We start from the raw sequence: 3,399 nt of genomic DNA on the forward strand, positions 1-3,399 counted from the left end.
TCATGATGAGCGAGAACCGCTACGCCGCCCTGGACAAGATGATCCCCGACGTGGCCAAGATCCTGCGCGCCGAGCTGGAAAAAGAGGTGAACGACCGCTGGAAGCAGCTCTGCCTGCTGGCGGGCGTCTCCCCCGAGGGCGAGGCCAAGAAGGCCGCCCCCAAGACCGAAGCCTCCGTTGAAGGCTGCACCCTGACCGCCACCGCCGAGCACAACGGCGGCAGCGCCGAGCCCTGCGACGACGGCCGCGCCGGCAAGTAACCCGCAAATGCGCCCCCGGGCCGAAGAAATTCGCGCCCGGGGGCTTTACAAATTGACAAACGTTTCCCATAATTGTTATACGGGAGACATCCCAAATGACGGCCCTCGGGCCGGCTGGCAGCCACCCCTCGCGGCATCGCCCCACCACACCCCGCCCTAGAGCCGCGAGCCTCACCACGCTGCCCAACCCTGCCGGCTGGCCCAACCGTGCGGGGGGAGAGAAATCTCCCCCCGCTTCCGGTTGAAGCGCCACGCATCCGCATCCGTCTCCGCCACTCCCGGCTTGAACCGGAGACGCCCTCCCTCTGGCGTTCTCCCGGCTGGACCTGCCCTCCACGGCCGTCCGCCCCGCGACCACATCCTTCGACCCCTAACTTTTTCCTCGCGCCGCGTAACCCGCCTCCCTCCCGGGGCCTCTACCCTGTGTGCCGCACCGGACGCTTCTCCGCGCCCGGCGCCGGACATCCGCACCACCAGGCTCACCCGGACCTCCCCATGCTGCGCATCGCCCTCACCATGCTTCTCGGAGACAAGGCCAAATACCTGGGCATCGTCACCGCCATCGCCCTGTCCTCCGTGATCATGATCCAGCAGCCCGCAATGCTGGCCGACATGCTGGCCCAGACCACCGGGGCCATCACGGACATCGGCCTGCCCGACATCTGGGTCATGGACCCCTCCGTGCGCTCCGCCGAGGAGAACCGCGCCCTGCAGGACACCCAGCTCCACCGCGTGCGCGGCGTGCGCGGCGTGGACTGGGCCGTGCCCTTCTTCCGGGGCGGCCAGAAGGTGCGGCTGGAAAACGGCGAGACCACCCAGGTGCAGCTCAAGGGGCTCGACGACGCCACGCTCATCGGCGGGCCTCCGGGAATGGTCCAGGGCCGCCTGGAGGACCTGCGCATCCCCGACGCCGTGGTGGTGGACGAGGCCGGGGCCAGGGGACGCCTGGCCGTGCGCCTGCCGGAGGGAGGCGCGCGCCCCCTGGGCGTGGGCGACGTGCTGGAACTCAACGAGCGCCGGGCCGTGGTGGTGGGCGTGGCCCGCTCCACGCCGAGCTTCATGTCCCAGCCCGTGCTGTTCACCACCTACACACGCGCCAAGACCTACGCCGTGAGCGAACGCAAGCTCCTCTCCTTCGTGCTGGCCAAGGCGCGCCCGGGCGACGCGCCCGAGGCCGTGGCCCGGCGCATCGAACGCGAGACCGGGCTCAAGGCCTATTCCTCCGAGGAATTCAAGGAGGCCTCCCTGGAGCACATCCTCAAGCACACCAACATGCTCATGAACCTCGGCTTCGTGGTGCTCATCGGCTTCGCGGTGGGCGCGGCCGTCACGGGGCAGGTTTTCTACAATTTCACACTGGACAACCTGCGCCACTTCGGCGTGCTCAAGGCCATGGGCGCTCCGGATTCGGCGCTGACGGGCATGATCCTGGTCCAGGCGCTCCTGGCGGGCTTCGTGGGCTTCGGCCTGGGCGCGGGGGCGAGCGTGCTCCAGGTGGCGGCGGCCGCCGGGGGCATGGGGCCGCAGCCCAAGATCACCTGGCATATCCTGGCGGGCAGCGGCGCGGCGGTGCTGCTGATCGTGTGCCTGGCGGCCCTGGTGAGCATCCGCAAGGTGCGTCGCCTGGAGCCGGGCGCGGTGTTCAAGCCGTGAGCGGCGCGCTGCCGGACGCCCAGGCCGCCGTGCGCTGCCGGGGGCTGGTCAAGTCCTACGGCGAGGGCGCGGCCCGCGCCCAGGCCCTGCGCGGCGTGGACCTGGACGTGCGAAGGGGCGAACTCTTCATGCTGGTGGGGCCTTCCGGCTGCGGCAAGACCACCCTCATCTCCGTGATGGCCGGCATCCTCCATCAGGACGAAGGAACTTGCGCGTTGCTGGGGCAGGACCTCGCCGCCCTCTCTCCCCGCGAGCGCACTGCCTTCCGGGGCCGCAACATCGGCTTCGTGTTCCAGGCTTTCAACCTGCTTCCGGCCTTGAGCGTGGCCGAGAACGTCAGCCTGCCCCTGCTCATCGCCGGGGTTCCCCGCGTGCGGGCCCAGCACGAGGCCTGCCGCATGCTGGAGGCCGTGGGCCTGGCCGGGCTCGACGCCCGGAGCTCCCGCGACCTCTCGGGCGGGCAGCAGCAGCGCGTTGCCATCGCCCGCGCCCTGGTCCACTCCCCCGGGCTGGTGGTCTGCGACGAGCCCACCAGCGCCCTGGACCACGCCACGGGCCAGTCCGTGATGGAGCTGCTCAAAGGCCTCGCCACGGGCGGCGGCTGTTCGCTCGTCATCGTAACCCACGACCCGCGCGTGTTCGGCTACGCCGACCGCATGGCCCACATGGACGACGGGCGCATCCTGCGCGTGGAGGTTCCCGCGTCCGCACAAGGAGTCATCCCATGAAGCCCCGCGCCCTGCTGCTCCCGGCCCTGGCCCTGGCGGGCCTGCTGCTGGCCGTCGCCACGGCCCTGCGCGGCCAGGCCCCCCGCCAGGAGGCGCGCCCCGCCGCCCTCCCCCCTCGCGCGCCCTTCGAGGCCTACATCGGCGGAGCCGGGCTGGTGGAGGCCGCCTCCCGCAACATCGCCGTGGGCGCGCACGTGCCGGGGGTGGTCTCCCGGGTGGCCGTGCGCGTGGGCGACAAGGTGGAGGCGGGCCGGACGCTCTTCGAGATCGACCCCCGCGAGGCCCGGGCCGAGCTGGCCGTGAAGCAGGCGGACCTGGAGAAAGCCCGGGCCGCCCTGGGCGAAGCCAAGGCCTCCCTGGCCGACTACCGCGCGCAGTTCTCCATGGTCTCCGACGTGCGCGACCGCCGGGCCGTGAGCTCCGACGAGGTGGAGAAGCGCCGCAACGCCCTGGCCCTGGCCAAGGCCAGGCTGGAGAGCGCCGCGGCCGCCTTGGCCGCCGCCGAGGCCGCGGTGGAAGCAGCGCGAACGGCCCTGGAGCGTCTGACCGTTCGCGCCCCCATTGCCGGGGAGGTGCTCCAGGTGAACGTGCGCCCGGGCGAGTTCGCGGCCACGGGGAGCCTCACCACGCCGCTCATGCTCCTGGGCGACCTCTCGCGACTGCACGTCCGCGTGGACCTCGACGAGAACGACGCCTGGCGCTTCGCCGCCGGAGCGCGCGGCGTGGCCGCCCTGCGCGGCAACCGCGACCGCCGGGCC

At 71.8% G+C, this 3,399-nt stretch carries 4 protein-coding genes; all 4 read left to right on the forward strand.

The features are described 5' to 3' along the window. Positions 1-260: hypothetical protein (locus ACV4UX_RS17945; protein WP_491594648.1), on the forward strand; the 260-nt coding region annotated here is incomplete at its 5' end. Between the two features lie 495 nt (positions 261-755). Continuing rightward, positions 756-1,913: an ABC transporter permease gene (locus ACV4UX_RS17950; RefSeq protein ID WP_491594649.1), complete on the forward strand. Its 1,158-nt coding sequence runs from the start codon at positions 756-758 to the stop codon at positions 1,911-1,913. Further along, positions 1,910-2,641: an ABC transporter ATP-binding protein gene (locus ACV4UX_RS17955; protein WP_491594650.1), complete on the forward strand. Its 732-nt coding sequence runs from the start codon at positions 1,910-1,912 to the stop codon at positions 2,639-2,641. Before ACV4UX_RS17950 ends, ACV4UX_RS17955 begins: the two co-directional genes overlap by 4 nt. Beyond that, the coding region (locus ACV4UX_RS17960; protein ID WP_491594651.1) for an efflux RND transporter periplasmic adaptor subunit at positions 2,638-3,399 on the forward strand (762 nt) is incomplete at its 3' end. The genes ACV4UX_RS17955 and ACV4UX_RS17960, both read left to right, overlap by 4 nt.

The sequence above is a fragment of the Fundidesulfovibrio sp. genome, from assembly GCF_058402725.1.